The sequence below is a fragment of the Pseudomonas sp. USHLN015 genome (assembly GCF_037153275.1).
Lineage (GTDB): Bacteria > Pseudomonadota > Gammaproteobacteria > Pseudomonadales > Pseudomonadaceae > Metapseudomonas > Metapseudomonas tohonis.
In genome coordinates, this window is sequence record NZ_JBBCKP010000003.1 from 537,154 (window position 1) to 561,516 (window position 24,363).

Below are 24,363 nucleotides of genomic sequence, written 5' to 3' on the forward strand. Positions count from 1 at the left end.
AAAGATAGCTATCAAATCAGGTTGAAATTTTCCACGCAATCGGCATAATTCCGCGGCTTTCTTTGCGGGGATGCCTAGCTCGCGAAGAAGGAAGGTGGGGATGCCTAGCCCGCCGAAACCCCCATGCCGTGTGCGGACGCGCTGACCCGAGCCCCCGATAGCGTCTGTTTCCGGCTGCCCTGTGTTGCCAGGGCGAGCACTATTCAGTAAGATCCGCCGTCTTATTTTCAGGGCGGCCCCTGAGGCTATAGCGAATGAAGACTTTTACTGCAAAACCGGAAACTGTTAAGCGCGACTGGTATGTCGTCGACGCTGCCGGTCAGACCCTGGGTCGTCTGGCCACCGAAATTGCTAGCCGCCTGCGCGGCAAGCACAAGCCGGAATACACCCCGCACGTTGACACCGGCGACTACATCGTCGTGATCAACGCCGAGCAGGTACGTGTGACCGGTGCCAAGACTACCGACAAAATGTACTACTCGCACTCCGGCTTCCCGGGCGGCATCAAGGAAATCAACTTCGAGAAGCTGATTGCCAAGGCCCCTGAGCGCGTGATCGAGACCGCGGTCAAAGGCATGCTGCCGAAGAACCCGCTGGGTCGCGACATGTATCGCAAGCTGAAGGTGTACAAGGGTTCTGCTCACCCGCACACCGCTCAGCAGCCCCAAGAACTGAAGATTTAACGGGATAGTTCATTATGTCGGCGACTCAAAACTACGGCACTGGCCGTCGTAAGACTGCAACCGCACGCGTATTCCTGCGTCCGGGTACTGGCAAGATTTCCATCAACAACCGCAGCCTGGATCAGTTCTTCGGCCGCGAAACCGCTCGCATGGTCGTGCGTCAGCCGCTGGAGCTGACCGAGACCGTCGAGAAGTTCGACATCTACGTCACCGTGCTCGGTGGTGGTGTCAGCGGTCAGGCCGGTGCGATCCGTCACGGTATCACCCGTGCCCTGATCAGCTACGACGAAGCCCTGCGCAGCCCGCTGCGCAAGGCCGGCTACGTGACTCGCGATGCCCGCGAAGTCGAGCGTAAGAAGGTCGGTCTGCGTAAAGCGCGTAAGCGTCCGCAGTACTCCAAGCGTTAATACGACGCTTCGAAAAACGCCCAGGCCCTTGTGGATCTGGGCGTTTTTTTATGCCCGCGAAAACGCCCTGCGACAGCTTGTCGCACGCGCGTAACCCTTATCTCTCAAGGCTTTCAGCAGTTTTGTATCCGGCTATTACCTTGTCAGGAGAGGGGGTTTTCTTTACCATTTGGCGAATTTTTTGCGCGGCTCGATTTTTACTTAGTAGAGGCCTGAACAACAGGCCACAAAAGCTGATGGGAGACGACTGAATGAGCAATGACGGCGTGAATGCAGGCCGGCGTCGCTTCCTCGTAGCAGCCACATCCGTGGTGGGTGCTGCAGGAGCGGTGGGTGCTGCGATCCCGTTCGTGGGGTCATGGCAGCCCAGTGCGAAGGCCAAGGCCGCAGGGGCACCGGTGAAGGTGAATATCAGCAAGATCGAAGCAGGTCAGCAGATGATTGCTGAATGGCGCGGTCAGCCGGTATTCATCGTTCGCCGTACCGAGGAGATCCTCGGCAACCTGGGCAAGATCGACGAGCGCATGGCTGACCCGAAGTCCGAAGCATCCGTGCAGCCGACCTATGTCGATCCGCATAACCGCTCGATCAAGCCGGAGATCCTGGTTCTGGTCGGTCTCTGCACCCACCTCGGCTGCTCGCCCTCCTTCCGTCCGGAAGTTGCGCCTGCCGACCTGGGCGCCGAGTGGGTGGGTGGCTATTTCTGCCCCTGCCACGGTTCGCGCTACGACCTCGCTGGCCGTGTCTACAAGGCGCAGCCCGCTCCCTTGAACCTGCCGGTGCCGCCCCACTCCTACGAGTCGGATGATGTCATCGTCATCGGTGTGGACCAGGAGAAGGCCTAATGAGCAAATTCATGGAATGGATCGATGCGCGCTTCCCCGCGACCAAGATGTGGGAAGACCATCTGAGCAAGTACTACGCTCCGAAGAACTTCAACTTCTTCTATTTCTTCGGCTCCCTGGCCCTGCTGGTCCTGGTGAACCAGATCCTCACCGGCATCTGGCTGACCATGAGCTTCACGCCGTCCGCGGAAGAAGCCTTCGCCTCCGTCGAGTACATCATGCGCGACGTCGAGTACGGGGCGATCATTCGCTACCTGCACTCCACCGGCGCCTCGGCGTTCTTCATCGTGGTCTACATGCACATGTTCCGCGGCCTGCTCTACGGCTCCTACCAGAAGCCGCGTGAGCTGGTTTGGATCTTCGGCATGCTGATCTACCTCGCCCTGATGGCCGAGGCCTTCATGGGCTACCTGCTGCCCTGGGGCCAGATGTCCTACTGGGGTGCCCAGGTGATCATCTCGCTGTTCGGTGCCATCCCCGTCATCGGTGGTGACCTGACCCAGTGGATCCGCGGTGACTACCTGATCTCCGGCATCACCCTGAACCGCTTCTTCGCGCTGCACGTGATCGCCCTGCCGATCGTGATCCTCGGCCTGGTCGTGCTGCACATCCTTGCCCTGCACGAAGTGGGTTCGAACAACCCCGATGGCGTGGACATCAAGAAGAAGAAGGACGAGAACGGCATTCCGCTCGACGGCATCGCCTTCCACCCCTACTACACCGTGAAAGACATCGTCGGTGTGGTGGTCTTCCTCTTCGTGTTCTGCTTCGTGGTGTTCTTCTTCCCGGAGATGGGCGGCTACTTCCTCGAGAAGCCGAACTTCGAACAGGCGAACCCGTTCAAGACCCCTGAGCACATCGCGCCGGTGTGGTACTTCACCCCGTTCTACGCGATTCTCCGCGCGGTTCCGGACAAGCTGATGGGCGTCATCGCCATGGGCGCTGCCATTGCTGTGCTCTTCGTCCTGCCGTGGCTGGATCGCAGCCCCGTCAAGTCGATGCGCTACAAGGGCTGGCTGAGCAAGATCTGGCTGCTGGTCTTCTGCGTGTCCTTCGTCATCCTCGGCGTGCTGGGTGTTCTTGCGCCGACCCCGGGCCGTACGCTGCTGTCGCAGGTGTGCACCATCCTGTACTTCGCGTACTTCATCCTGATGCCCTTCTACACCAGGATGGAAAAAACCAAACCGGTTCCGGAAAGGGTGACAGGCTGATGAAAAAGCTATTCGCTGCATTTGTTATCGCTGCACTGCCGGCCTTGACCTTCGCCGCCGGTGGCCATGATGTAGAACTGGATCATGTCGATATCGACCTGACCGACAAGGCTGCACTGCAGGACGGCGCTCGTACCTTCGCCAACTACTGCATGGGCTGCCACAGTGCCAAGTTCCAGCGCTATGAGCGCGTGGCCAAGGACCTGGGCATTCCCGAAGAGCTGATGCTGGAAAACCTGGTGTTCACCGGTGCCAAGATCGGCGACCACATGCAGATCGGCATGAAGCCGAGCGATGCCAAGACCTGGTTCGGCGCCGCGCCGCCGGACCTGACCCTGGTCGCCCGTGTTCGTGGTACCGATTGGCTGTACAGCTACCTGCGCAACTTCTACGAAGATCCGGCGCGTCCCTGGGGCGTGAACAACAAGATCTTCCCGAACGTCGGCATGCCCAACGTGCTGGTCGGCCTGCAGGGTCGCCAGGTCGTGGGTTGCAAGCAGGTCCAGGCGGTCGAGGAAGGCAAGAAGCAGTACGATCCGCTGACGGGCGCTCCCATCACCCATGAAGCGTGCGACCAGCTGACCATCGTGCCGAAGACCGGCAAGCTGAGCGAAGCCGAGTTCGACCAGAAGGTGCAGAATCTTGTGACCTTCCTGGCCTACTCCGCTGACCCGAACAAGCTGCACATGCAGCGCATCGGCACCTACGTTCTGCTGTACCTGGCCTTCTTCTTCGTGTTCGCCTACCTGCTCAAGCGCGAATACTGGAAAGACGTGCACTGATAGCTGGCTCCATCGTTGTATACTCGCGCGCCCTTAATGGGCGCGCGCGTTTTTCTACTACTGCATAACTTCAAGCGAGGAGGGCGCCATGGCCGTGACCAACAGGTTGGCCTGTTACTCCGACCCCGCAGACCACTATTCCCATCGTGTACGCATCGTGCTCGCCGAGAAGGGTGTCGCTGCGGACATCATCGATGTCGAGCCGGGGCGCTGTCCGCCCAGGCTGGCCGAGGTCAACCCCTACGGCAGTGTGCCGACCCTGGTTGATCGTGACCTGGCGCTCTATGAGCCCACCGTGGTCATGGAATACCTCGAGGAACGCTATCCGCACCCGCCGCTCATGCCGGTCTATCCGGTTGCGCGGGGCAACACCCGTCTCCTCATGCACCGCGTTCAGCGTGATTGGTGCAGCCTGGTGGACCAGATTCTCGACTCCCGGGTGAAGGAGGCTGCCAAGGCCGTCGCTCGCAAGGAGCTGCGCGAGAGTCTCACCGGTGTATCGCCACTGTTCGCCGACAAGCCATTTTTCCTGAGCGAAGACCTCAGTCTTGTAGACTGCTGTCTGCTGCCGATCCTCTGGCGCCTGCCGGTGCTGGGAATCGAGTTGCCTCGCCCTGCCAAGCCGCTGCTGGACTACATGGAGCGCCTGTTCGTACGCGACGGCTTCCAGGCCAGTCTGTCAGCCGTCGAGCGCGACATGCGCTGATGAGGAGCACCTGATGAACTCCAGTCGTCCCTACCTTGTCCGTGCGCTCTACGAGTGGATAGTCGACAACAATTGCACCCCGCACCTGCTGGTCAATGCGGAGCATGCCGGTGTTCAGGTGCCGGCCGGTTATGCCAACGATGGCCAGATCGTGCTCAACGTTTCTCCCAGTGCCGTGCGTCACCTGCACATGGATAACGAGGCGGTGAGCTTCGAGGGGCGTTTTGGGGGCGTCGCCCACACCCTCTACATTCCTGCGCCGGCGATCATGGCCATCTATGCGCGGGAGAACGGGCAGGGCATGGTCTTCGATCTGGAGCCGCCGGTGGTAGACGACGAGGACCTGGGGCCCGAGGATGATGGCCCTTCCGGCGGCGATCCGTCCGGAGGCTCGCCGCGACCCAGCGGGCGCCCCAGCCTCAAGGTGGTCAAGTAATAAAAAAGGCGATCCGGTTGGATCGCCTTTTTTGTGTCCGCAGTTCGGTCAGTTGGTGTACTCGAACAGCTTGACGATGCGCTGTACGCCGGAGACGCCCTGGACCACGCTGGTGGCCTTGGCTGCTTCCTGGCGGGTCACCAGGCCGAGCAGGTAGACGATGCCGTTCTCGGTCACGACTTTGATCTGCGAGCTGGGAATCTGGCTGTCGGCCAGTAGCTGGGTGGTGATCTTGGTGGTGATGGTGCTGTCGTTCATGCGGGCCAGGGTCGAGGAGTTCTGCCCGACATGCAGTTCGTTGTGCACCTTCTTCACGCCCTGTGCGGTACGCGCGGCCTGTTCGGCCTGGGCCTTGAGGTTGTCGTTGGGGGTCTGTCCGGCCAGCAGCACGACGCCGTTGTAGCTGGTCACGACGATGTGCGAATTGGTCTTGAGATCAGGGTTCGCCGCTTCGATCTTGGCCCGCACCTTGGAGGGCGTGGACTGGTCGTCGATGGTCTTGCCGATGGTACGGCCACCGCAGCCACCCAGAACCAGGGTGACGGCGAGGCAGGCGAGGATCAGGGGGGAACGCGTCATTCTTCACTCCCAAACAGTTGACGATCGATCAGGTCACAAAGGCAATGGATGGCCAGCAGATGAACTTCCTGGATACGCGCCGTGGACTTGGCGGGTACACGGATCTCGACATCTTCGGGCAGCAGCAGCGAGGCCATGCCGCCGCCGTCGCGGCCGGTCAGGGCTACGACAATCATTTCGCGGTCATGTGCGGCCTGGATGGCCTGGATGATGTTCGCGGAGTTCCCGCTGGTTGAGATCGCCAGCAGGATGTCGCCGGGTTGGCCCAGGGCGCGGATCTGCTTGGAGAAGATCTCGTTGTAGCTGTAGTCGTTGGCGATGGAGGTGATGGTCGAGCTGTCGGTGGTCAGCGCCAGCGCGGGCAGGCTGGGGCGTTCGCGCTCGAAGCGATTGAGCAGCTCCGAGGAGAAGTGCTGGGCGTCGCCGGCGGAGCCGCCATTGCCACACGAGAGTATCTTGCCCTCGTTGAGCAGCGCGTTGACCATCACCATGCTCGCATGCTCGATGTGCGGAGCGAGCATCTCCATGGCGAGCAGCTTGGTGTCGATGCTGGCCTGGAAGAGCTGGCGGATTCGGGGTTGCATGTCCATCGGGTTGACCTTAAGTGGGAGCGACTGCTCAGGTATCAAAGGCGTTCTGCAGCCATGTCAGTCGCGGGGGTGAGTCGCCATCCATCGAGTTGATGGCGACCACGTCAAATCGGCACGGGTATCGAGACCAGCGGGATTCCTTCTGGAGGAAGTGCTGGGCTGCGGTGATCAGCTTGGCGCGCTTGCGCGCATCGACGCTCTCCAGGGCGCCGCCCCAGGCGGCATGCCGTCGGTAGCGTACTTCGACGAATACTACTGTATCGCCGTCCAGCATGACCAGATCGAGCTCGCCTCGCGGGCACCGCCAGTTGCTGGCCAGCAGGCGCAAGCCATGACCTTCGAGGTGGGTGCGGGCAAGGGCTTCTGCCGCTTGCCCGCTGCTCTGTCGCTGGTTCAAGAATCGCTGTCGGGGAGACGCTGCACCTGGCCGTCGCGGAATTCGGCCCAGGGCAGTTGGCGCTCGATGCGTTGAGCGGGGTTCAGGCTCAGGCTGCCGGAGAGGCCGTCGACACGACTTTCCGGCAGGGCCTTGAGCTGGTTGAGGCGCGGGGCGAGGCGATAGGCGTCCACGCCCATGGCGTAGAGGCGGCCCAGGCTGCCCCCGGCTTGCGGCCACTGGCGATCGACCTGCTGGCGCAGCGGGTCGTTGCTGTTGAGCAGCCAGGGGGTTTCGCAGAAGCGGATGCCGTTCAGGTCCAGGTACTGGGCCTGGTCGTTGCTGCCGGTGTACAGGTGGGAGGTGGCATACACGGGCACGTCGCCGGCGTATTGGAAGGCCAGGGTGGGTTTGATCTGCTGGGCCTGCTGCGGCGTGGCGGCGAGGAAGATGAAGTCGACATCCTGGCGGCGCGAGGGTTGAGCGGCGACCTGCGTGCCGAGGGTGCTCTGCAAGCGCTTGGCGCGCGATTCGCTCTGGCGCAGTTGGAAGAGGTCGGCGATCTGCTGGGCCAGTTCCACCGGCTGATCGACGTGCTCGGCGGCGATCAGGCTGCCGCCGGACTGTTCCCAGTTCTGGCGGAATGCATTGAGTACACGGTCGCCCCATTCGCCACGCGGCACCAGTGCCACGGCGCGACGCATGCCGTCACCCCAGGCGCGGCGGGCCACTTCACGGGCTTCGTCCTCGGCGGCAAGACCGAACTGGAACAACTGGGCGGGGCCTTCCTGGCCGGCGTCGCTGTAGTTGAGGGCAAGCGTGGTGATGGGCAGTTGCTCGCGGTCGCTCATCTGCTTGACCAGCGGTTTCTCCAGCGGCCCGACCACGAGTTGTACGCCGTCGGCCTGTGCCTGGCGATAGAAGTCATCAAGGGAGCTGAGGTGCGAGCTGTCGTAGAGCTGGATGGCCGGCGGGTTCTGGCCGGCCTGCTGAGCCTGGTAGTGAGCGGCGAGGAAGCCGTCTCGAAGGGCGCGGGCCACCGAGGCGAGCGGGCCTTCCTGGGGCAGCAGCAGGGCGATCTTGGTCAGGGGCTGGTTGGCCAGTTCCTTCAGTTTGAGAAGGGGGGCAGGGAGCTGCTCGGCAACTGGGTGTTGCGGATTCTGGGTGCGCCAGGTTTCGATGGCCGCCTGTTGTTGCTCCAGGGTGCCGGCGCTCTTGGTCACGCGCGCCAGTTCCATCCAGCCGGCGAGATCGGCATCGCCGCCGGCCTGCAACTGGTCGGCTGGCAGGTTGGACACCAGGGCCCAGATCGCTTCGTGGTTGGTCTTCTCGGCTTCGCCGTTGAGCAGCGGGGCGATGAATACGCGCTCACGTGCGGCGGCGAGGTTCTGGCCGTCGGCCTCCAGGGCGCGGGCGCGGATCAGTTGGGTGCGGACCTGCTGTTCCACCGGCAGCTCGGCCAGACGCTCCAGGCTCGGATGGCTCAGGGCCTTGAGGGCGCTCTTGGGCTGGTTGCGTGCCATGGCGAGTTCGGCCGCCAGGGTGCTGGCGTATACCTGCTGGGCGGGCTTGAGGCCGTCCAGCGGGACCTGTTCGAGAATGCGGGCCGAGCGGCCTATATCCTGCTGCTTGTACGCCAGGTCGGCAGCGGCAAGGCGCAGGAGGGCAGCCTGCTCCGGCTTGCTGTCGTTCGCTTGCTGAAGCATCTGCTCGATGCTGGCCTGGGGCGTGCGGGGCAGTTCGCCGAGAGTTGAGGTGGGCGAACTGCCACAGGCGGCCAGCAGGCCGACGAGGCAGAGTGCGGAAAGCGGGCGCAGGCAAGCGATCATTTAACGATCCCGGTACTCGATCAAAGAAGCGTCGGATTGTACCCAAGGCCCGCCCGGGGTGCGATGTTGGAGGTCAGAAACGGGCTACAATGCGCGCCTTTAAGTGAATTCCGAGGTGTCTTGTGACCGTTTCCCCAGGCTCTGTTGCCACCTTGGGCAAGCTTTACGTGGTGGCCACGCCCATCGGGAATCTCGATGACATCAGTGCTCGTGCGCTGCGAGTGCTGCGCGAGGTGTCCCTCATCGCCGCCGAGGACACCCGGCACTCCATGCGCCTGCTTCAGCACTTCGGCATCGATACGCCGTTGGCGGCCTGCCATGATCACAACGAGCGCGAGGAGGGCGGCCGTTTTCTGGCGCGCCTGCAGGCTGGCGAGGATGTCGCGTTGATTTCCGATGCTGGTACCCCGCTGATATCCGATCCTGGCTATCACCTGGTGCGGCAGGTTCGGGCGGCCGGCATCGCCGTGGTGCCTGTGCCGGGGCCCAGCGCCCTGATCGCGGCGCTTTCTGCGGCGGGCCTCCCCTCGGATCGCTTCATATTCGAGGGCTTTCTTCCCGCGAAGACGGCCGGCCGTCGCTCGCGCCTGGAGTCGGTAAAGGAGGAGTCGCGCACCCTCATCTTCTACGAGGCTCCGCATCGGATACTCGAATGCCTGGAGGACATGGTTTCGATCTTCGGGGCAGAGCGTCAGGCGGTGCTTGCGCGCGAGTTGACCAAGACGTTCGAAACGCTGAAGGGCAGCCCGCTGGCCGCGCTGCGCGATTGGGTTGCGAGTGATAGCAATCAGCAGCGGGGTGAGTGTGTGCTGCTGGTGGCTGGCTGGCAGGCGCCCGAGGGCGAAGATGCGATCAGTGGTGAAGCGTTGCGTGTGCTCGATCTGCTGCTTGCCGAACTACCCCTGAAGCGAGCGGCGGCGCTGGCTGCGGAAATAACCGGGGTGCGCAAGAACCTGCTCTACCAGGCTGCGCTGGAGCGCCAGCGCGATTCTTGAGCTTGTTCTTCTGCTGGCCTGCCGCTACCCTTGGCGGCGGAGAGTCGATCGGACAGTCGCTGTCTCATTTCGTTCGCGATTTTGAGAGGGAGGAAAGTCCGGGCTCCGCAGGGCAGAGTGCCAGGTAACGCCTGGGAGGCGAAAGCCTACGGAAAGTGCCACAGAAAATAACCGCCTAAGCGCGCAAGCGCCGGTAAGGGTGAAAAGGTGCGGTAAGAGCGCACCGCGCGACTGGCAACAGTTCGTGGCTAGGTAAACCCCACTCGGAGCAAGACCAAATAGGAATCCTTGGCGTGGCCCGCGTCGGATTCGGGTAGGTTGCTAAAGGCTGTCAGTGATGGCAGCCGTAGATGAATGACTGTCCACGACAGAACCCGGCTTACAGATCGACTCTCCACTTCTCCCCACTTCCGCTTTATTTGCTCCACGTCTGAAATACCGAAAAAATCTTACTCTTGAGAAATTACTTTAAGTTCGCGCTTCAGCTCTCTGGTGCGTCTTATTTTTGTGCCTGAAATCCGCTGCAATATCTCTCCCGCCCCCTCCCAAAAGCTCGCTAAATCTCCGTCCTGTAAGGAATTTTCCGTCTTTGCCCGCCTTGACGGTGGGGCGCGCGCATTTCTATAGTGTGCGGAAGTGGTGCAAAGTGGGACAAAGTGGGATCAATTGGTACGGGAAGCCTAAAACAGGGGAAGCGCAGCCGTGTTTCGCGGAGCAAATGCCATCAGTCTCGACGCCAAAGGGCGCATCGCGATGCCGAGTCGGTATCGTGATGAGCTTTTTTCGCGTTGTGATGGCCAGCTCATCGTCACCATCGATGCCGTCGACCGCTGTCTGACCCTCTACCCGCTCCCCGAATGGGAGCTCATCGAAGCCAAGCTTCGCGAGCTGCCGTCCCTGCGTGAAGAAACCCGCCGCCTGCAACGCCTCCTGATCGGTAACGCCGTCGACCTCGAGTTGGACGGCAACGGTCGTTTCCTGGTCCCGCCGCGCTTGCGCGAGTACGCGGGCCTGGACAAGAAGGCGATGCTGGTTGGCCAGTTGAACAAGTTCCAGATATGGGACGAAGACGCCTGGAACGCGATTTCCGATGCGGACCTGATGGCAATCAAACAACCCGGCGGCCTGCCGGACGAACTGCGTGACCTTATCCTGTGAGTACCGAAAGCAGCTTCCGCCACATCACCGTCCTGCTCGACGAGGCCGTAGACAGCCTCGCCGTGCGTGCGGACGGCTGCTACCTGGACGGCACCTTCGGTCGCGGGGGGCACAGTCGGTTGATCCTCCGGCATCTTGGTGAGGAGGGCCGGCTGCTCGGTTTCGACAAGGACCCCCAAGCCATAGCTACAGGGCAAGCGCTGGCGGCCGAAGACGGCCGCTTTGTCATTGTGCAGCGCAGTTTCGCCGAGATGGCGGGCGAGCTCGCCGAGCGAGGCCTGGCCGGCAAGGTCGATGGCGTCCTGCTCGATCTCGGTGTCTCCTCGCCGCAGCTGGATGACGCCGAGCGTGGCTTCAGCTTCCTCAACGACGGTCCCCTCGATATGCGCATGGACCCCACTCGCGGCGTCAGTGCCGCGCAATGGATCGCCACCGCGCCCGAGGATGAGATCGCCCGCGTGCTCAAGGAATATGGCGAGGAACGCTTCGCCAAGCGCATGGCGCGTGCCGTTGTGCAGCGCCGGGCCGAGAAGCCCTTCGAGCGCACCGCCGACCTCGCTGCCGTGCTCACGGTGGCCAATCCCGCCTGGGAAAAAGGCAAGAATCCGGCTACCCGTGCTTTCCAGGGCATTCGCATCCATGTGAACAACGAGCTGGGTGATCTGGAGCGTGGCCTCGAGGCTGCCCTGGAGAATCTCGCCGTTGGCGGCCGACTGGTCGTTATCAGCTTCCACTCCCTGGAAGACCGCATCGTCAAGCTGTTCATGCGCAAGCATGCGAAAGGCGAGGCAGACAAACTGCCGCGCAACCTGCCGATCCGTCCCCCGGCCTTCGATCCCCGGCTGAAGCTGCTGGGCAAGCCGCAGTTCGCATCCGAAGAAGAGCTGAAGGCCAACCCGCGTTCGCGCAGCGCCGTCATGCGTGTGGCGGAGAAGCTCAGATGAGCCGTATCTACGCCAAGCCCCTGCCGGGCGGCAGCTTCCTGATGCTGTTGCTGTTCATCGCCGTGCTGGTTTCCGCCATCGGCGTGTCCTACAGCGCGCACTGGAACAGGCAGTTGCTCAACAAGCTCTATACCGAACTCAGCGTGCGCGACAAGGCGCAGGCCGAGTGGGGCCGCCTGGTGCTGGAGCAGAGCACCTGGACTGCGCACAACCGCATCGAGTCGCTGGCCAGCGAGCAATTGAAGATGCGTATCCCCGAACCTGCGGAAATCCGCATGGTGGCGCCATGATCAACCTTGAGGGGGCGCTCTACCCCTGGCGCTTCCGGGTGGTCCTGGTGCTGCTCGCCCTCATGGTCGCGGCCATCTCCTGGCGTATCGTGGACCTGCACGTGATTGATCGCGACTTCCTCAAGGGGCAGGGCGATGCGCGCAGCGTGCGGCACATCCCGATTCCGGCACACCGTGGCCTGATCACCGATCGCAACGGTGAGCCGCTGGCAGTCAGCACCCCGGTCACCACCCTCTGGACCAACCCCAAGGACCTGATGGCCGTGCGTGACCAATGGCCGGTCATCGCTGCGACCCTGGGGCAGGACCCGAAGATCTTCGCCGAGCGCATCGAGCAGAACGCCGGTCGCGAATTCCTCTATCTCGCTCGTGGCCTGACGCCTGAGCAGGGGCAGGCGATCCTTGCCCGCAAGCTGCCGGGCGTGTACGCCATCGAAGAGTTCCGTCGCTTCTACCCGGCCGGCGAGGTGACCGCCCATGTGGTCGGCTTCACCGACGTCGACGATCGCGGTCGCGAGGGCGTCGAGCTGTCCTTCGACCAGTGGCTGGCCGGCGTACCCGGCAAGCGCCAGGTGCTCAAGGATCGCCGTGGTCGCCTGATCAAGGACGTCCAGGTCGCCAAGAACGCCAAGCCTGGCAAGACCCTGGCCCTGTCCATCGACCTGCGCCTGCAGTACCTCGCCCACCGCGAGCTGCGCAACGCGCTGGTGGAGAACGGTGCCAAGGCCGGCAGCCTGGTGATCGTCGACGTCAAGACTGGCGAAGTGCTGGCCATGGCCAACCAGCCCACCTACAACCCGAACAACCGCCGCAACCTGCAGCCGGCGGCCATGCGCAACCGCGCCATGATCGACGTGTTCGAGCCGGGTTCGACGGTCAAGCCGATCTCCATGTCCGCCGCCTTGCAGAGCGGGCGCTGGAAGCCCGAGGACAAGGTCGAGGTCTACCCCGGTTCGCTGCAGATCGGCCGCTACACCATCAAGGACGTCTCCAAGACCGAGGGCCCGATCCTCGACCTGACCGGCATCCTGATCAATTCCAGCAACGTCGGCATGAGCAAGATCGCCTTCGACATCGGCGGCGAGACCATCTACGAGACCATGCGCCAGCTGGGCCTCGGCCAGGATACCGGCCTCGGCTTCCCCGGCGAGCGCGTGGGCAACCTGCCCAACCACCGTGAGTGGCGCAAGGCCGAGACCGCGACCCTGTCCTATGGCTACGGCCTCTCGGTGACCGCCATCCAGATGGTCCATGCCTACGCCACGCTGGCCAACAACGGCCAGGCCGTGCCCCTTTCGATGACCCGGGTCGACAGCCTGCCTGTCGGGACCCAGGTGATCCCCGGGGATGTCGCCAAGACCATGCAGGGCATGCTCCAGCAAGTGGTCGAGGCGCCGCGCGGCGTGTTCCGCGCCCAGGTGCCGGGCTATCACGTTTCCGGCAAGAGCGGCACGGCGCGCAAGGCCACTGTCGGTGCCAAGGGCTACACCCAGAACGCCTACCGCTCGCTCTTCGCGGGCTTCGGTCCGTCCACCAATCCGCGTCTGGCGATGGTGGTGGTGATCGATGAACCCAGCAAGGCCGGCTACTTCGGTGGCCTGGTCTCGGCACCCGTATTCGGCAGGGTCATGGCTGGCGCGTTGCGCCTGATGAACATCGCACCGGACAACCTGCCCACCGAGGAACAACAGACCGCGGAAGCGGCTACCGGCAAAGGAGGGCGGATCTGATGCCCATGCCACTGAATCAATTGTTGCCCCAGGCCGAAAGCGCCACCCTGATCCGTGAACTGACCCTGGACAGCCGCAAGGTGCGCCCGGGTGACCTGTTCCTGGCGGTTCCCGGCGCCCAGCACGACGGCCGCGACCATATCGCCGATGCCATCGCTCGCGGCGCCAGTGCTGTCGCGTACGAAGCGGAAGGCGCCCCGGCTGTCGATGCCAGCGGTGCCGAACTGTTGGCCATCAAGGGATTGGCTGGCCAGCTCTCGGCCATCGCCGGGCGCTTCTATGGCGAGCCCAGCCGCGGCCTGAATCTCGTGGGCGTCACCGGAACCAATGGCAAGACCAGCGTCAGCCAACTGATCGCCCAGGCCCTGGACCTGCTCGGCGAGCGTTGCGGCATCGTCGGGACCCTGGGGACAGGCTTCCACGGCGAGCTGGAGAGCGGCCGCCATACGACCCCCGACCCGTTGGCGGTGCAGGCCACCCTGGCAAACCTCAAGCAGGCCGGTGCCCGCGCCGTGGCGATGGAGGTTTCCTCCCATGGACTGGAGCAGGGGCGCGTGGCCGCACTCGCCTTCGATGTCGCGGTGTTCACCAACCTGTCCCGCGATCATCTCGACTACCACGGTTCGATGGAGGCCTATGGCGCTGCCAAGGCTCGCCTGTTCGACTGGCCCGAGCTGCGTTGCCGGGTGATCAACCTCGACGATGCGTTCGGCCGCGAACTCGCCTCGCGTACCCATGAGTCCCGTCTCATCGGCTACAGCCAGGAAGACGCGTCCGCCTTCATCTATTGCCGCGAAGCACATTTCGATGACGATGGCGTGCGTGCGAGCCTGGTTACGCCGCAAGGCGAAGGCCTGCTGCGCAGCCCGCTGCTCGGGCGTTTCAACCTCAGCAACCTGCTGGCGGTGGTCGGTGCCCTGCTGGGCATGGGCTACCCGCTGGACGAAATCCTTCGCGCGCTGCCCGGCCTCCAGGGGCCGGCCGGCCGCATGCAGCGCCTGGGCGGTGGTGACAAGCCGCTGGTGGTCGTGGATTACGCCCACACCCCCGACGCCCTGGAAAAGGTACTCGAAGCCCTGCGCCCCCACGCTCGGGGCCGCCTGCTGTGCCTGTTCGGCTGCGGCGGTGATCGCGACCGTGGCAAGCGCCCGCTGATGGCGGCCTTGGCCGAGCGCCTGGCCGACCATGTACTGGTCACCGACGACAACCCGCGCAGCGAGGACCCGGCGCAGATCTTCGACGACATCCGCCCTGGCTTCGCCGATGCGGCAAGGGCCGAGTTCGTCCACGGTCGTGGCGTCGCCATCGCCCGCCTGATCGCCACCGCTGGCGTCGACGACGTGGTGTTGCTGGCCGGCAAGGGGCATGAGGATTACCAGGAAATCAACGGCGAGCGCCTGCCGTTCTCCGATCTGCAGGAAGCCGAGGCCGCCCTGGGCGCCTGGGGAGCCAGCCATGCTTGAACCGATGCGTCTTTCCGCCCTGCTGGCTCCGTTGCAGGCCCGCTTGATCGGGGCGGATGCCGCATTCTCGGCGGTGTCCACCGACAGCCGGCGCGTCGAGCCCGGGCAACTGTTCATCGCGCTGGTCGGACCGAATTTCGATGGCCATGACTACCTGGCCGACGTCGCCGCCAAAGGGGCCGTCGCCGCGCTCGTGCAGCGCGAGGTCCCGGGCACGCCGCTGCCGCAGTTGCTGGTGGCCGATACCCGCCTCGCCCTTGGTCGGCTCGGCGCGCTCAACCGTGACGCCTTCACCGGCAAGGTGGCCGCGGTTACCGGGTCCAGCGGCAAGACCACGGTCAAGGAGATGCTCGCCAGCATCCTGCGCACCCAGGGCCCCGTCCTGGCTACCCGCGGCAACCTCAACAACGACCTGGGCGCGCCGCTCACCCTGCTCGAACTGGCGCCGGAGCACCGCAGCGCCGTGATCGAACTGGGCGCTTCCCGGGTGGGCGAGATCGCCTACACCGTCGGCCTGACCCGGCCCCAGGTTGCGATCATCAACAACGCCGGCACTGCCCACGTGGGCGAGTTCGGCGGCCCGGAGAAGATCGTCCTGGCCAAGGGCGAGATCCTCGAAGGCCTGGCCGACAACGGTATCGCCGTGCTCAACCGCGACGACAAGGCATTCGATACCTGGCGCCAGCGCAATGGCGCCCGCCGGGTACTGAGCTTCGGCCTCGATGCCGCCGATGCCGACCTGCGCGCCGAGTCCATCGTGCGTGATGCTCGTGGCTGCATGGCCTTCATCCTCAAGGGCGTGGCTGGTGAAGCCAACATCCAGCTCAACCTGCTGGGCCTGCATAACGTCGCCAATGCATTGGCCGCCGCCGCTGCCGCCCACGCGCTGGGCGTACCGCTGGTCGGTATTCGCGACGGCCTGCAGAACCTGCAACCGGTCAAGGGCCGCACCGTAGCGCAGTTGGCGCCCAGTGGCATGCGGGTGATCGACGATAGCTACAACGCCAACCCGGCTTCGATGATCGCGGCCGTTGATATACTCGCCGGCTTTTCCGGCCGCACCGTCCTGGTGCTCGGGGATATGGGCGAGCTGGGCGAGTGGGCCGAGCAAGGCCACCGCGACGTGGGGCTCCACGCCCGCGGCAAGGTCAGCGCGCTCTATGCAGTCGGTCCTCAGATGGCTCATGCAGTCGCCGCTTTCGGCGACGATGGCCGCCATTTCGCCGATCAGTCCAGCCTGATCCAGGCCCTGGTCGATGAGCAGGACGCCAACACAACCATTCTGATCAAAGGTTCCCGCAGCGCGGCGATGGACAAGGTCGTCGCGGCCATCTGCGGAACGGGGGAGGCTCACTAATCATGCTGCTGCTGCTCGCTGAGTACCTGCAACAGTTCCATAAGGGGTTCGGGGTGTTCCAGTACCTGACCCTGCGCGGGATTCTCGGCGTCCTTACGGCGCTGTCGCTGTCGCTCTGGCTCGGGCCCTGGATGATCCGCACCCTGCAGGTGCGCCAGATCGGCCAGTCCGTGCGCAACGACGGGCCGCAATCGCACCTCTCCAAGTCCGGTACGCCGACCATGGGTGGCGCGCTGATTCTTACCGCCATCGGCATCAGCACCCTGCTCTGGGCCGACCTGTCCAACCGCTACGTCTGGGTGGTGCTGGGCGTGACGCTGCTGTTCGGCGCCATCGGTTGGGTCGACGACTATCGCAAGGTGATCGAGAAGAACTCCCGTGGGCTGCCGAGCCGCTGGAAGTATTTCTGGCAGTCGGTGTTCGGCATCGGCGCTGCGGTCTTCCTTTATATGACCGCGACCAGCCCGGTGGAGACCACCCTGATCCTGCCGATGGTCAAGGATGTCGGGATCCCGCTGGGTGTCGGCTTCATCGTGCTGACCTATTTCGTGATCGTCGGCTCCAGCAACGCGGTCAACCTGACCGACGGGCTGGATGGCCTGGCCATCATGCCGACCGTGATGGTCGGCGGCGCGTTGGGGATCTTCTGCTACCTGTCGGGCAACATCAAATTCGCCGAATACCTGTTCATCCCCTATGTGCCGGGCGCCGGTGAACTGATCGTGTTCTGCGCCGCCCTGGTGGGCGCCGGCCTCGGCTTCCTCTGGTTCAACACCTACCCGGCCCAGGTCTTCATGGGTGACGTCGGCGCGCTGGCGCTCGGCGCTGCCCTGGGCACCATCGCCGTGATCGTGCGCCAGGAAGTGGTGCTGTTCATCATGGGGGGCGTGTTCGTCATGGAGACGCTGTCGGTGATGATCCAGGTCGCCTCGTTCAAATTGACCGGCCGTCGTGTATTCCGCATGGCCCCTATCCACCACCACTTCGAACTGAAAGGCTGGCCCGAGCCCCGCGTGATCGTACGTTTCTGGATCATCACCGTGATCCTCGTGCTGATCGGCCTCGCCACCCTGAAGCTGCGTTGAGGAGACCATGAGCCTGATCGCTTCCGACCAGTTCCGCATCGTTGTCGGCCTCGGCAAGAGCGGCATGTCCTTGGTGCGCTTCCTGGCGCGCCAGGGCGTGCGCTTCGCCGTGGCCGACACGCGCGAGAACCCGCCCGAACTGGCCACCCTGCGTGCCCAGTACCCGGAGGTGGAAGTGCGCTGTGGTGAACTCGACGTCGATTTCCTCTGCCGCGCCAGCGAGCTCTACGTGAGCCCCGGCCTAGCCATCGCCACGCCGGCGCTGCAGGAGGCGGCCAAGCGCGGCGTCAAGCTGTCCGGCGATATCGAGCTGTTCGCCCGTCACGCCAAGGCGCCCATCGTCGCCATCAGCGGCTCCAACGCCAAGAGCACCGTCACCACCCTGGTGGGCGAGATGGCGCAGGCGGCCGGTCGCAGGGTCGCCGTCGGTGGCAACCTGGGGACCCCGGCGCTCGACCTGCTGGCCGATGACATCGAGCTTTACGTGATGGAGCTGTCCAGCTTCCAGCTGGAGACCACCGATCGCCTGAACGCCGAAGTGGCCACCGTGCTCAACGTCAGCGAAGACCACATGGACCGCTACGCCGACATGCAGGCCTATCACCTGGCCAAGCACCGCATCTTCCGCGGCGCCCGGCAGGTGGTGGTCAACCGTGGCGATGCGCTGTCCCGGCCCCTGGTCGCCGACCAGCTACCCTGCTGGACCTTCGGCCTGAACAAGCCGGACTTCAGGGGCTTCGGCCTGATCGAGGAAGAGGGCGAGAAGTACCTCGCGTTCCAGTTCGAGAAGCTGCTGCCCGTGCGCGAACTCAAGGTCCGTGGCGCCCACAACCAGGCCAATGCCCTGGCGGCCCTGGCCCTGGGGCACGCCGTCGGCCTGCCCATGGAGCCGATGCTGGAGACCCTCAAGACCTTCACCGGCCTCGCCCATCGCTGCCAGTGGGTGCGCGAGCGCGAAGGCGTGGCGTACTACGACGACTCCAAGGCCACCAATGTCGGTGCGGCGCTGGCCGCCATCGAAGGCCTGGGTGCGGACATCGACGGCAAGCTGGTGCTGATCGCCGGTGGTGATGGCAAGGGCGCCGATTTTTCCGGGATGCGCGAGCCGGTGGCGGGTTTCTGCCGCGCCGTGGTGCTGCTGGGGCGTGACGCCGAACTGATCGCCCAGGCCCTGGGCGATGCCGTGCCGCTGGTGCGCGTGCGGACTCTGGACGAGGCCGTGAGCCGTGCCGCCGAACTGGCCGTCCGGGGGGACGCCGTGCTGCTGTCGCCCGCGTGCGCCAGCCTCGACATGTTCAAGAACTTCGAAGAGCGCGGACGCCTCTTCGCCCAGGCCGTGGAGGGGCTCACCTGATGCTGGCCCGCCTGTTCGCCCTGCAGTCGCCGCTGCGCAGTCGCCGTGGCCTCGACATGGACTTCCCGCTGCTGGCGGGTTGCCTGGCGCTGCTCGGCCTGGGGCTGGTGATGATCACCTCGGCGTCCTCGGAAGTGGCCGCCGCGCTGTCCGGCAACCCGCTCTACCACAGCATCCGCCACCTCATTTACCTGGCCATCGGCGGGGTCGCCTGCGTGCTGACCCTGCAGGTGCCCATGAGCTTCTGGCAGCGCTATGGCGCGCGCCTGATGCTGGTCGCCTTCGTCCTGCTGATCATGGTGCTGCTGCCGGGCATCGGCCGCGAGGTCAACGGCGCCAAGCGCTGGATCGGCTTCGGCCTGTTCAACCTGCAGCCGTCCGAACTGGCCAAGCTGTTCACCGTCATGTTCATCGCCGGCTACCTGGTGCGCCGCCAGGACGAGGTGCGCGAGAAGCTCACCGGCTTCATCAAGCCGATGCTGGTGCTTGGCCCCATCGCCGTGCTGCTGCTGGCGGAGCCGGACTTCGGCGCCACCGTGGTACTGGTGGGGTCCTGCATCGCCATGCTGTTCCTCGGTGGCATCAACCTGGTTCGCTTCGTCCCGCTGGTCGGCGCGGTGCTCGGTGCCGGGGTGCTGGTCATGACCAGCCAGAGCTACCGCATGCAGCGCCTGACCAACTTCATCGACCCCTGGGCCGACCAGTACGGCGCCGGCTACCAGTTGAGCCAGGCGCTGATCGCCTTCGGCCGTGGCGAATGGTTCGGCGTCGGCCTGGGCAACAGCATCCAGAAGCAGTTCTACCTGCCCGAGGCGCACACCGACTTCGTCTTCGCCGTACTGGCGGAAGAACTGGGCATGGTCGGGGCGCTGGCCACGGTCGCCCTGTTCGTGTTCGTCAGCGTCCGGGCGCTGCACATCGGCCTCTGCGCGGAACGCGCGCGGCAATATTTCTCGGCCTACGTGGCCTATGGTCTGGCCTTCCAGTGGATCGGCCAGGTCCTGATCAACATCGGTGTGAATGTCGGCCTGCTGCCCACCAAGGGCCTGACCCTGCCGTTCCTCAGCTACGGCGGCAGCTCCCTGGTGATCTGCTGCGTCTGCCTCGGCCTGCTGCTGCGGATAGAATGGGAAAGCCGCACGCACCTGGGCAACGAAGACATCGAGTTCGTCGAGAGCGACTTCCTCGAAGAGGAGGTACGCCCATGAGCGGCAATGTATTGATCATGGCGGGTGGCACCGGCGGCCACGTTTTCCCGGCACTGGCCTGCGCCCGCGAGTTCCAGGCCCGTGGCTACAGCGTGCACTGGCTGGGCACCCCGCGTGGCATCGAGAACGAACTGGTACCCCAGGCCGGCCTGCCGCTGCACCTGATCCAGGTCACCGGCCTGCGCGGCAAGGGCATCAAGTCGCTGCTCAAGGCGCCGTTCTCCCTGGTGCGTTCGCTGTTCCAGGCGCGGCGCGTGGTCAGCGAGCTCAAGCCCGTCTGCGTGCTGGGCATGGGTGGCTATGTCACCGGCCCCGGCGGCCTGGCTGCGCGCCTGGCCGGCGTACCGCTGGTCATCCACGAGCAGAACGCCGTCGCCGGCACCGCCAACCGCAGCCTGGCGCCGTTCGCCAGCCGCGTCTGCGAGGCCTTCCCGGATACCTTCGGGTCCAGCGACAAGCGCCGCACCACGGGCAACCCGGTGCGCGAGGAGCTGTTCCTGGAAACCCCGCGCGACGCCCTGGCCGGTCGCACGCCGCGCCTGCTGGTGCTGGGCGGCAGCCTGGGGGCCGAGCCACTGAACAAGCTGCTGCCGGCAGCCGTCGCGCTGCTGCCTGCCGAACTTCGCCCGCAGGTGTTCCACCAGGCCGGCAAGAATCACGATGGGGTCACCGCGGAGCGTTATCGCGAAGCCGGTGTCGAAGCGGAGGTCGCACCCTTCATCAAGGATATGGCACGGGCCTATGCCTGGGCCGATCTGGTCATCTGCCGCTCCGGCGCGCTGACTGTCAGCGAACTCGCTGCCGCCGGGTTGCCGTCTTTCCTGGTGCCGCTGCCCCATGCGATCGACGACCACCAGTCGCGCAATGCCGATTATCTGGCGAAGGAGGGCGCGGCCTTCCTTCTCCCGCAACATGCCACCGACGCGGCCGCACTCGCCGCCCGGCTGACCGAGGTACTGATGCAACCCGAACGACTCAAGGCCATGGGCGCGATCGCCCGCAGTCTGGCCAAGCCCGATGCCACCCGCAGCGTGGTCGATATCTGCCTGGAGGTGGCCCATGGTTGAGAGCCAGAAAGCCATGCCGCAACCGGAAATGCGCCGCATCCGTCGCATCCACTTCGTCGGCATCGGCGGCGTGGGCATGTGCGGGATCGCCGAAGTGCTGCTGAACCTCGGCTACAACGTCTCCGGTTCCGACCTCAAGGCCTCGCCCGTGACTGCGCGCCTGGAGAGCTTCGGTGCGCAGATCTTCATCGGCCACCGTGCCGAGAACGCCGAGAACGCCGACGTGCTGGTGGTTTCCAGCGCGGTGAACAAGGCCAACCCGGAGGTCGCCGTCGCCCTGGAGCGCCGTATCCCCGTGGTGCCGCGTGCCGAGATGCTGGCCGAGCTGATGCGCTACCGCCACGGCATCGCCGTCGCCGGGACCCACGGCAAGACCACCACCACCAGCCTGATCGCCTCGGTGTTCGCCGCGGGCGGCCTGGACCCGACCTTCGTCATCGGCGGGCGCCTGAACGCCGCCGGCACCAACGCGCAGCTGGGTACCAGCCGGTATCTGGTGGCCGAGGCCGACGAGAGCGACGCCAGCTTCCTGCACCTGCAGCCGATGGTCGCGGTGGTCACCAACATCGACGCCGACCACATGAGCACCTATGGCGGCGACTTCAACAAGCTGAAGAAGACCTTCGTCGAGTTCCTCCACAACCTGCCGTTCTACGGGCTGGCGGTGCTTTGCGTGGATGACCCGGTGGTGCGCGAGATCCTCCCTCAGGTGGCCCGCCCGACCGTGACCTACGGCTTCGCCGAGGATGCCGACCTGCGCGCCATCAACGTCCGCCAGCAGGGCATGCAGACTTTCTTCACCGTGCTGCGCAAGGACCGTGTGCCGCTGGACGTCTCGGTGAACATGCCGGGCAACCACAACGTATTGAACGCGCTGGCGACCATCGCCATCGCCACCGATGAAGGCATCGACGACGACGCCATCGTGCGCGGCCTGTCGGGCTTCCAGGGCGTGGGCCGACGCTTCCAGGTCTACGGCGAGCTGCAGGTCGAAGGCGGCAGCGTGATGCTGGTCGACGACTATGGCCACCACCCGCGCGAAGTCGCGGCGGTGATCAAGGCGGTACGTGGTGGCTGGCCGGAGCGCCGCCTGGTGATGGTCTACCAGCCGCACCGCTACAGCCGCACCCGTGATCTGTACGACGACTTCGTGCAGGTGCTGGGAGAGTCCAACGTGCTGCTGCTGATGGAGGTCTACCCGGCGGGCGAGGAGCCCATCCCCGGCGCCGACAGCCGCCAGCTGTGCCACAGCATCCGCCAGCGCGGCCAGCTGGACCCGATCTACATCGAGCGTGGCGTCGACCTGGCGCCGCTGGTCAAGCCGTTGCTGCGCGCCGGCGACATCCTGCTGTGCCAGGGTGCCGGCGATATCGGCGGGCTGGCCCCGCAATTGATCCAGAGCCCGTTGTTCGGTGGTGGCGATGATGCCGCCGCGAGGAAAGAGTCATGAGCGCGAACCTGAAATCCACCCTCGAGCCCAAGGCCTTCGGCCGGGTCGCCGTGCTCTACGGCGGCAAGAGCGCCGAGCGCGAAGTCTCGCTGAAGTCCGGGAGCATGGTCCTGGAAGCGCTCCAGGGCGCAGGCGTCGAGGCCTTCGGCATTGATGTCGGCGACGACCTGCTGCAACGCCTGGCCGCCGAGAAGATCGACCGCGCCTTCATCGTCCTCCACGGCCGTGGCGGCGAGGACGGCAGCATGCAGGGCCTGCTCGAATGCCTGGGCATCCCCTACACCGGTAGCGGTGTGCTGGCCTCCGCCCTGGCGATGGACAAGCTGCGGACCAAGCAGGTCTGGCAGAGCCTCGGCCTGTCCACCCCGCGTCACGCGGTGCTCGCCAGCGAGGCGGATTGCCGTGCGGCGGCCGAAGCGCTGGGCTTCCCGCTGATCGTCAAGCCGGCTCACGAAGGCTCGAGCATCGGCATGGCCAAGGTGGCGGATGTCGACGCATTGATAGAGGCCTGGAAGGGCGCCAGCCGCTACGACTCCCAGGTACTGGTGGAGCAGTGGATCCATGGGCCGGAGTACACCATCGCGATGCTGCGCGGGCAGGTGCTGCCGCCCATCCGCCTGGGTACCCCGCATACTTTCTACGACTACGACGCCAAGTACCTGGCCAATGACACCCAGTACCAGATCCCCTGCGGGCTGGACGCCGCCAGGGAGCAGGAACTCAAGGACCTGACCGCGCGCGCGTGCGAGGCGGTGGGTACCCAGGGCTGGGCGCGTGCCGACGTGATGCAGGACGCCGACGGCCGCTTCTGGCTGCTGGAAGTGAACACCGTTCCGGGCATGACCGACCACAGCCTGGTCCCGATGGCCGCTCGCGCTGCGGGCCTGGATTACCAGCAACTGGTGCTGGCGATCCTGGCCGACAGCGTCGAGGCACGAGGTTAAGCACATGCGTGGCGCCACGGTCCGTCATCAGCAACCCGCCATCGGCCGCGCTCCCCAGCGCAAGCCGGTGCCGCGTGGTGCCAGCCGGATGGTGGCCAAGGAGCCGCTCAGCACACGCCTGCCCAAGCCGAACTTCAGCGTGTTCAAGCGCCTGGTCTGGCCGGTGGTCCTGGTGGTGCTGGGGTTCGGTGCCTACGAGGCGGCGCAGCGCCTGCTGCCCTATGCGGATCGCCCCATCGCCAAGATCAACGTGCAGGGCGACCTGAGCTACATCAGCCAGCAGGCGGTGCAGCAGCGGATCGCCCCGTACATCGCGGCGAGCTTCTTCAGCATCGACCTGGCCGGCATGCGCAGCGAGCTGGAGCAGATGCCCTGGATCGCCCACGCCGAGGTGCGCCGGGTGTGGCCGGACCAGGTGATGATCCGCCTGGAAGAACAATTGCCGATCGCCCGCTGGGGCGATGAGGCGCTGCTGAACAACCAGGGCCAGGCCTTCACCCCGCGTGAGCTGGCCCACTACGAACAACTGCCGCAGCTGTGGGGGCCACAGCGGGCCCAGGAACAGGTGATGCAGCAGTACCAGATGCTCAGCCAGATGTTGCGCCCGCTCGGGTTCTCCATCACCCGCCTGGAGCTGCGCGAACGCGGCAGCTGGTTCCTGTCCACCGGGCAGGGCGTGGAGATATTGCTGGGAAGGGATCATCTGGTGGAGAAGATGCGTCGCTTCATCTCGATCTACGAGAAGACGCTCAAAGAACAGATCGCCAACATCGAGCGTGTCGACCTGCGTTACCCCAACGGCTTGGCGGTAGCGTGGCGAACCCCGGTAGAGGCACCCGCGGCGGCCGTAGCCAGCCGCGCGAATTGAGGAGAA

25 protein-coding genes and 1 other RNA gene are annotated in these 24,363 nt (G+C 64.8%); 22 read left to right on the top strand and 4 right to left on the bottom strand.

Annotated elements, in window-relative coordinates:
- Window positions 1-254 precede the first annotated feature (254 nt).
- From rplM to WFQ67_RS08710, 7 genes are all read left to right on the top strand, one after another.
- On the top strand, window positions 255-683 hold the full coding sequence (gene rplM / locus WFQ67_RS08680; protein WP_021217864.1) for a 50S ribosomal protein L13: 429 nt from the start codon (window positions 255-257) through the stop codon (window positions 681-683).
- Between the two features lie 14 nt (window positions 684-697).
- Window positions 698-1,090 carry a 30S ribosomal protein S9 gene (gene rpsI / locus WFQ67_RS08685; protein WP_111262474.1) on the top strand — a complete coding sequence of 131 codons (393 nt, stop codon included), beginning with the start codon at window positions 698-700 and terminating at the stop codon, window positions 1,088-1,090.
- 251 nt (window positions 1,091-1,341) lie between these two features.
- Entirely contained in the window at window positions 1,342-1,935 is a 594-nt protein-coding gene (gene petA / locus WFQ67_RS08690; protein WP_111262473.1) for a ubiquinol-cytochrome c reductase iron-sulfur subunit, read from the top strand.
- The gene (locus WFQ67_RS08695; RefSeq protein WP_173173161.1) at window positions 1,935-3,146 is read left to right on the top strand and encodes a cytochrome b; all 1,212 of its coding nucleotides are present in this window, start codon (window positions 1,935-1,937) and stop codon (window positions 3,144-3,146) included. The genes petA and WFQ67_RS08695 overlap by 1 nt, the downstream gene beginning before the upstream one ends.
- Complete coding sequence (locus tag WFQ67_RS08700) at window positions 3,146-3,928, top strand: cytochrome c1 (protein WP_111262471.1); 783 nt, start codon at window positions 3,146-3,148, stop codon at window positions 3,926-3,928. The genes WFQ67_RS08695 and WFQ67_RS08700 overlap by 1 nt, the downstream gene beginning before the upstream one ends.
- 88 nt (window positions 3,929-4,016) lie before the next feature.
- Window positions 4,017-4,634: a glutathione S-transferase N-terminal domain-containing protein gene (locus WFQ67_RS08705; RefSeq protein WP_111262470.1), complete on the top strand. Its 618-nt coding sequence runs from the start codon at window positions 4,017-4,019 to the stop codon at window positions 4,632-4,634.
- A 13-nt stretch (window positions 4,635-4,647) separates the two neighbouring features.
- Window positions 4,648-5,070 carry a ClpXP protease specificity-enhancing factor gene (locus tag WFQ67_RS08710; protein ID WP_173173159.1) on the top strand — a complete coding sequence of 141 codons (423 nt, stop codon included), beginning with the start codon at window positions 4,648-4,650 and terminating at the stop codon, window positions 5,068-5,070.
- 48 nt (window positions 5,071-5,118) lie between these two features.
- Here WFQ67_RS08710 and WFQ67_RS08715 read toward each other — a convergent pair whose 3' ends face one another.
- Genes WFQ67_RS08715 through WFQ67_RS08730 form a run of 4 tightly spaced genes read right to left on the bottom strand, consistent with a single transcriptional unit; the run spans window position 5,119 to window position 8,444 of the window.
- A complete protein-coding gene (locus tag WFQ67_RS08715; protein WP_111262468.1) occupies window positions 5,119-5,649 on the bottom strand; it encodes a BON domain-containing protein in 531 nt (176 codons plus the stop codon).
- On the bottom strand, window positions 5,646-6,239 hold the full coding sequence (locus tag WFQ67_RS08720; RefSeq protein WP_111262467.1) for a phosphoheptose isomerase: 594 nt from the start codon (window positions 6,237-6,239) through the stop codon (window positions 5,646-5,648). Before WFQ67_RS08720 ends, WFQ67_RS08715 begins: the two co-directional genes overlap by 4 nt.
- A 28-nt stretch (window positions 6,240-6,267) precedes the next feature.
- Entirely contained in the window at window positions 6,268-6,636 is a 369-nt protein-coding gene (locus tag WFQ67_RS08725) for a YraN family protein (RefSeq protein WP_173173154.1), read from the bottom strand.
- Entirely contained in the window at window positions 6,633-8,444 is a 1,812-nt protein-coding gene (locus WFQ67_RS08730) for a penicillin-binding protein activator (protein WP_337056602.1), read from the bottom strand. Before WFQ67_RS08730 ends, WFQ67_RS08725 begins: the two co-directional genes overlap by 4 nt.
- Before the next feature lie 152 nt (window positions 8,445-8,596).
- Between WFQ67_RS08730 and rsmI the strand changes: the two genes are divergently transcribed.
- From rsmI to WFQ67_RS08805, 15 genes are all read left to right on the top strand, one after another.
- On the top strand, window positions 8,597-9,439 hold the full coding sequence (gene rsmI, locus WFQ67_RS08735) for a 16S rRNA (cytidine(1402)-2'-O)-methyltransferase (protein WP_173173585.1): 843 nt from the start codon (window positions 8,597-8,599) through the stop codon (window positions 9,437-9,439).
- Window positions 9,440-9,479: 40 nt separating this feature from the next.
- Window positions 9,480-9,837, top strand: an RNA gene (gene rnpB, locus WFQ67_RS08740) — RNase P RNA component class A.
- A 304-nt stretch (window positions 9,838-10,141) separates the two neighbouring features.
- Window positions 10,142-10,597 carry a division/cell wall cluster transcriptional repressor MraZ gene (gene mraZ / locus WFQ67_RS08745; protein ID WP_031287485.1) on the top strand — a complete coding sequence of 152 codons (456 nt, stop codon included), beginning with the start codon at window positions 10,142-10,144 and terminating at the stop codon, window positions 10,595-10,597.
- Complete coding sequence (gene rsmH / locus WFQ67_RS08750; protein WP_111262462.1) at window positions 10,594-11,541, top strand: 16S rRNA (cytosine(1402)-N(4))-methyltransferase RsmH; 948 nt, start codon at window positions 10,594-10,596, stop codon at window positions 11,539-11,541. Before mraZ ends, rsmH begins: the two co-directional genes overlap by 4 nt.
- A complete protein-coding gene (gene ftsL / locus WFQ67_RS08755) occupies window positions 11,538-11,831 on the top strand; it encodes a cell division protein FtsL (protein WP_111262461.1) in 294 nt (97 codons plus the stop codon). The genes rsmH and ftsL overlap by 4 nt, the downstream gene beginning before the upstream one ends.
- Entirely contained in the window at window positions 11,828-13,561 is a 1,734-nt protein-coding gene (locus tag WFQ67_RS08760) for a peptidoglycan D,D-transpeptidase FtsI family protein (protein ID WP_111262460.1), read from the top strand. The genes ftsL and WFQ67_RS08760 overlap by 4 nt, the downstream gene beginning before the upstream one ends.
- Window positions 13,561-15,024 (top strand): UDP-N-acetylmuramoyl-L-alanyl-D-glutamate--2,6-diaminopimelate ligase, encoded by a 1,464-nt coding sequence (locus WFQ67_RS08765; protein ID WP_337056605.1) that lies wholly within the window; start codon window positions 13,561-13,563, stop codon window positions 15,022-15,024. The genes WFQ67_RS08760 and WFQ67_RS08765 overlap by 1 nt, the downstream gene beginning before the upstream one ends.
- The gene (locus WFQ67_RS08770; RefSeq protein WP_337056606.1) at window positions 15,017-16,381 is read left to right on the top strand and encodes a UDP-N-acetylmuramoyl-tripeptide--D-alanyl-D-alanine ligase; all 1,365 of its coding nucleotides are present in this window, start codon (window positions 15,017-15,019) and stop codon (window positions 16,379-16,381) included. Before WFQ67_RS08765 ends, WFQ67_RS08770 begins: the two co-directional genes overlap by 8 nt.
- Before the next feature lie 2 nt (window positions 16,382-16,383).
- Entirely contained in the window at window positions 16,384-17,466 is a 1,083-nt protein-coding gene (mraY, locus tag WFQ67_RS08775) for a phospho-N-acetylmuramoyl-pentapeptide-transferase (protein ID WP_111262457.1), read from the top strand.
- 7 nt (window positions 17,467-17,473) lie between these two features.
- A complete protein-coding gene (gene murD / locus WFQ67_RS08780; RefSeq protein ID WP_337056607.1) occupies window positions 17,474-18,820 on the top strand; it encodes a UDP-N-acetylmuramoyl-L-alanine--D-glutamate ligase in 1,347 nt (448 codons plus the stop codon).
- Window positions 18,820-20,028 carry a putative lipid II flippase FtsW gene (gene ftsW / locus WFQ67_RS08785; RefSeq protein WP_111262455.1) on the top strand — a complete coding sequence of 403 codons (1,209 nt, stop codon included), beginning with the start codon at window positions 18,820-18,822 and terminating at the stop codon, window positions 20,026-20,028. The genes murD and ftsW overlap by 1 nt, the downstream gene beginning before the upstream one ends.
- Entirely contained in the window at window positions 20,025-21,095 is a 1,071-nt protein-coding gene (gene murG / locus WFQ67_RS08790) for an undecaprenyldiphospho-muramoylpentapeptide beta-N-acetylglucosaminyltransferase (RefSeq protein ID WP_213628581.1), read from the top strand. The genes ftsW and murG overlap by 4 nt, the downstream gene beginning before the upstream one ends.
- Window positions 21,088-22,545, top strand: coding sequence for a UDP-N-acetylmuramate--L-alanine ligase (murC, locus tag WFQ67_RS08795; protein WP_337056608.1), 1,458 nt, complete (start codon window positions 21,088-21,090; stop codon window positions 22,543-22,545). Before murG ends, murC begins: the two co-directional genes overlap by 8 nt.
- Window positions 22,542-23,489 carry a D-alanine--D-alanine ligase gene (locus WFQ67_RS08800; RefSeq protein ID WP_173173142.1) on the top strand — a complete coding sequence of 316 codons (948 nt, stop codon included), beginning with the start codon at window positions 22,542-22,544 and terminating at the stop codon, window positions 23,487-23,489. Before murC ends, WFQ67_RS08800 begins: the two co-directional genes overlap by 4 nt.
- Window positions 23,490-23,493: 4 nt before the next feature.
- On the top strand, window positions 23,494-24,357 hold the full coding sequence (locus tag WFQ67_RS08805) for a cell division protein FtsQ/DivIB (RefSeq protein ID WP_173173140.1): 864 nt from the start codon (window positions 23,494-23,496) through the stop codon (window positions 24,355-24,357).
- Window positions 24,358-24,363 lie beyond the last annotated feature (6 nt).